A 4,865-nucleotide genomic window follows, 5' to 3' on the forward strand; every position below is an offset into this window, starting at 1 on the left:
TAGAAGCATCTTCTCAAGAAGGAATGGTGCTTAGTTTAGATGAAATCGCGGTAAAAAAGGGACATCAGTATGAAACTGTATTGATGGATGCCAGAGCCGGATCGGTCATGGGAATGCATGCCGATCGCCAATGTGACTCCGCTATCCACTTGTTGAGCCAAAAGGTCCTGTCGAAAGAAAGGGTTCAAACGGTGATTCTTGACATGTGGGAACCTTATCATAAGGCGGTTCGCGCCCTGTTTCCATCTGCTTCGATTGTCATCGATAAGTACCATGTGGTTCAAAAAGTGACACAAGCCTTGGATCAAGCAAGAAAGGAATGTTCTCCATTGAAAAAGGCTCGATATCTTCTCTTGAAAGGCTGTGAAAAGCTTCGTAAGGACCAACGGCTTCGATTAGACGATATCTTGGAGGAGTATCCGGCACTTTCCATTGCTTATTATCTGAAAGAGTTGTTTCGGGATTTTTACCGAACCGATGGATATAATGAAGCAAAGGAACGCTTGGAAGAATGGATTCAGTTAGCCAAACAGAGCCCTTTTGCTTCTTTTCAGGAAGTAGCCAACACGCTTGAAAGGTGGAAGGAACCTATTCTTTCCTACTTTTTGTGCCCCTATACCAATGCCCGAATCGAGGGAACGAATCACAAGATCAAAAACATCAAACGCCGGGCATATGGCTATCGAAATCGGGAACGGTTTCGTTTGCGTGTATTTCTGGAGTGTACAGGGAACACTACAGGCAGTCAGGCTGCCTAAACGCTCCCTTCTTCCGCTATCGGTATGATCGTTGGTAGAATGGAACCCGTCAAGGAAAGCACTTGACTGTTTCCATTCTACCAACTTCGTGGTCTGTATGCGGAAGAAGGATCCTGACTGATGAACCTATTTCATCCAGCTAACATGTTTCTAGGATTGAGTGGAAATCACAGAAAATGGTGAAGACCCATTTTTTTATGGATATTATTGGTTAATCAACACACGTGTATTTACCTAATTTGTTTACTTATTCCTTCCCAAAGTGATTTGTCCATTTCCATGTATATTCCAGCTTCTTCGATTTTGCTAAAAATATCTTTATCAATAGTAATATCCTCTTGTTCAATTACACTGCATATTGTTTCTAGAGCTAATCCCCACTCTTCGTGTTCTATAAACTCTAATATGTCTTTTTCATCTTTCAATGGAAGATTAGTAATATTTCTTACTATTTCTTTTAAAAGAATATTTAAATTCATAAAATACGCCCTCCTAAAATTGGTACCGTCAAGAATTTTGTGTAATGCAAGATGGATAGGGTATCTCTGAAATGGATTGGGAATAGAGGGGGCTGTTTCCTCCCCGCAGGAGACTGAATATTCAGTCTCCTGTGAGGAAAGGGAGAATCCCCCTATTTTTGTTAATTTGCAGTATTTGGTTAATGATAACGTTCTTCAAACATTCGCTCGAGGGCTTCCTGCGCTTCGGCAAATCCTCGTAACTTTCTCCCTGCCCATTTCTCATTAAAATCTTGAATGGTTAAATACACGACTTTTTCCGCGGCTTCTAAACTGCTCAAACGGTTCATCGGTTTTAAACGTTTCCGAATCTCCTTGATCGTTCGTTCGATGGCATTCGTCGTGTAAATCACACTTCGAATACTGCTTGGGTAATCCATAAATGTTAGGAGGACATCCCACTCATTAGCCTAAGATTGCACTTCTCTCGGATACTTGCTCGACCATTTCGATTCAAACTGTCAAAACATCTCCAATGCGATTTCTTTACTCGGAGATCGATAAATGAGTTTCAGATCCTCCGCCATTTCGAATCGGTCTTTTTTCTGAACACGGCTGAGGGTGTTACGGACTTTGTGAACGACACAACGCTGTACGTCAGCTTTCGGATACACCGCCTGAAAGGCTTCTTCTAGACCCGGTAGTCCATCGAATACCCCTAAAAGCACTTCCTTGACGCCTCTTTTGTAAAGGTTTTGGAGAATTTCCTGCCATACATAGGCACTTTCTTGTCCTCCCACAAAGAAATCAAGAATTTCGCGATACCCTTCTTCATTCACCCCTAACACCACATAAATGACTTCTTTCTCCACGGTTTCGCGACGAAGTTTTACGTATAACCCATCCAAATATAAATAAGACCGAATAACGCTTTTGTAGAGGACGAGTATGCCATTTCTCAATGTCTTCTTTCACGACATCGGTCATACGGCTGATCGTCGCTGGAGAATACGCATTTCCTAGAATTCGTTCGATAAATTTGCCAATTTCCCGTGTACTCATGCCGCTTTGATACATCTTGATGATGGCTTCTTCCAGCCAGCCGGTGTGTCGTTGGTAAGGGGCAAACAGCTGTGTTTGAAATTCTCCATTTCGGTCTCTTGGGACCAAAAGCCCTTCAATCCGGCCATATTGGGTATCTAGATTTCGTTGATAATAGCCGTTTCTCATGTTTGATGTTCCGGCTTGTTCGATTTCGAGGAAATGTTTGATTTCTTCCCGCATGATCAGTTCTCATTTTTCCTTTACAAACTGACGAATGGCGTTTTCCAGTTGATTTGCCCAGTCGATATTCGGTATACTTCTTTTAGACATAGGTAGGGTACTCCTTTCTCTAAGATTTTTGGTCCAATCAGAGAATACCCTACCTTTTTTCTTTTGGTCTAGCAAAATGCTTTACACAAAATTTTATACATCATCAAGCTATCGATTACGGGAAAAGAGGCTCCAACAAGAAAAAAAGAAGGATCAATAAGGTCCTTCTGGGGAATTTTAAACCGGCGATTTTGGGAAAAAAATAATCGACCTTGACAGATACATCACCTGTTGCTTTTCTTTGATTCGTACAATGAACGAGATTTCTTCCTTCGCCCATCGATTCATTCGTTTATGACAGGCAACCCCTCGATCCATGACATAGGTCGCATCGCACTCTTCTACTAATACATCGGCTCCTTCGAAATCCGTCACATTGCCAGTGGACGGGAGAATTCGATCAGGAAAGACGGTATCCGGTGAAGCCACCACGAATCGAGTATGCATTTTTACATGGGTTAATCTTTCGTTATATACGCCCAATTGGATAGTTGTTCAGGGAGCCTAAGATAGGTGGAGTCGACAATGGCTAATCGACCGATTCCTTTTGGTAACCCTGCTAACGGTTTCGTTCACTCTCGAATCTGGCCAACTACCTGAAAAAAGAGATATTGTACCCATTCGGTAGGTAATTTCGTTAATCCTTCGACTTAATTGAGACCCACTAATACTCTCTAGATTCAGACTCTTCAACAATTCTTTGTCAGCCCGTAGTTTTTCCTCGATATCCGCATAGGATTCCCATTTTCCCAGTTGAGCTGCGACAAAAATTTTTATAAGGGAATCCGCTGTTAATTTTTTCTGATCATAGTTGAGAAGTGGACAAGAAAACGTTTCAGTCGGCAATAAAGATAAACATTGACGAATGACGCTTTGATGAATTATATTGTTCTTATTCATTGAAAAAACTCCTTTGTAGAAGACTTGTTTTTGGGACAAACAAGCCAACACTTCTACATTAGGAGTTTTTTCTTTTGCGTAAACGCTTTTTTATATCACACTTTATTTACTAATTTTGTAAGCTGTGCAACGCTAGTGTGAAAGGGCTCTTGCATGTGAATTCTCCCTTTGATGTTTGGTTACACTTTCATTTTAAGAAGATCCTCATGCAAGGCTATTTTTATGCTTGTCTGATTTTATCTAGCACCACGGGTATATTTTAAAATCATATAGGGCGTACTAGGGTTATAACTACTATATAGTTAAGAACCATTTATTCAGTACCCCATATCGTAAAAAAGTTAAAGTTTATGAATTTTCATATCACATTTATCTTCTTCTGCTACGTCCATCGCTGTACGTATCACTTCAAAAAATGTCTTCCCATCAGTTGTTGCAAAATAATTTGCTAAATTAGTTACTTTTGAACTAAACTGATCCCCCCACGGTGGTTTTTGTGATATGTCATCAATATCCCATATAACAGACTCTGGGGAGTATTTTGATAATTCCTGTTCAATTTCAATTAGATTAGCTTTCGCAACGGGGATATTCTGCCAATTTAATTTGTCATAATATAAATCATTCATTAATAACGGGTATTTTGTCCCCCATCCTTCTTTTTCCAAATGATATGAGATTGTCGAAAAGAATGAATGTACAAAATCGCTATGTCCTAATTCGTAAAAAAAACAATCTACTAATATTCCTACCGCCATCTAAATTTCACCTCTAATCCATTTTAAAAATAATTTCTGCAACACCGTCTGTTTTTTCATTTATTTTTTGTTTAATCTCCCTCAAAACTTCCCTTGTGACATTTTGACCCCTTACATCAATAATAACAGTTTGCCTAGTTTGTTCAGGTAAATCAAATCACTTATACGCTTATTTATTTGCTTTGAAACACTTCTTATTAAGTTACTTCTTCCAGAAAACGTAGTCACTTTATAATTCTTAACTTCTACACTATGACCGTTGATATAAAAATCTGGTCTCGAACTATTTTTAGTGCCATGACTTACTTCATTGCCATCTTTAAATGATACTTGTTCACGATAACCGGGATATTCTTTCCCTACATCGATTTCAGATTGTCTCCATGATGGTCTAGTTTTCTTCGTCCCCTTAGCAAGCTTCTCAGCTTCACTGATCCCCTTCTCAACCGCTTCCCCCTCAACATTCTTGATCCTGTTGAGGGTCGCATCTTTCGCCTCCCCCATCCACACCCGCGGCGCCGGCCCCACTCCCGCATACGCGGGCTGCCATGAAAAAGAGGCGACGCTTTCCACTACTTCGTCCCATTGCTTCTTGAACAGGCGGGCCGTTTCCGCGA

Annotated in this window: 4 protein-coding genes and 2 pseudogenes; 1 reads left to right on the top strand and 5 read right to left on the bottom strand. The window is 40.5% G+C overall.

Annotated elements, in window-relative coordinates; genetic code table 11:
- A partial coding sequence (locus tag B4113_RS12765) for an ISL3 family transposase (protein WP_153017155.1) occupies positions 1-758 on the top strand: 758 nt, incomplete at its 5' end.
- 230 nt (positions 759-988) lie between these two features.
- On the opposite strand, the gene B4113_RS12770 is transcribed toward B4113_RS12765, so the two are convergent.
- The 5 genes and pseudogenes from B4113_RS12770 to B4113_RS20630 form a co-directional block, all read right to left on the bottom strand.
- Positions 989-1,237, bottom strand: coding sequence for a MafI family immunity protein (locus B4113_RS12770; RefSeq protein WP_003251249.1), 249 nt, complete (start codon positions 1,235-1,237; stop codon positions 989-991).
- 179 nt (positions 1,238-1,416) lie between these two features.
- Positions 1,417-2,590 (bottom strand): annotated as a pseudogene (locus tag B4113_RS12775) (IS256 family transposase).
- Between the two features lie 177 nt (positions 2,591-2,767).
- Complete coding sequence (locus B4113_RS21235; RefSeq protein WP_369802271.1) at positions 2,768-3,037, bottom strand: transposase; 270 nt, start codon at positions 3,035-3,037, stop codon at positions 2,768-2,770.
- A 794-nt stretch (positions 3,038-3,831) separates the two neighbouring features.
- Positions 3,832-4,248, bottom strand: a complete 417-nt coding sequence (locus B4113_RS12790) for an immunity 70 family protein (RefSeq protein WP_033842835.1) — start codon at positions 4,246-4,248, stop codon at positions 3,832-3,834.
- A gap of 111 nt (positions 4,249-4,359) precedes the next feature.
- Positions 4,360-4,865: pseudogene (locus B4113_RS20630) on the bottom strand (hypothetical protein); the annotation flags it as partial.

Origin of the sequence: Geobacillus sp. B4113_201601, from assembly GCF_001587475.1 — a bacterium.
Classification (GTDB): Bacteria; Bacillota; Bacilli; order Bacillales; family Anoxybacillaceae; genus Geobacillus; species Geobacillus icigianus.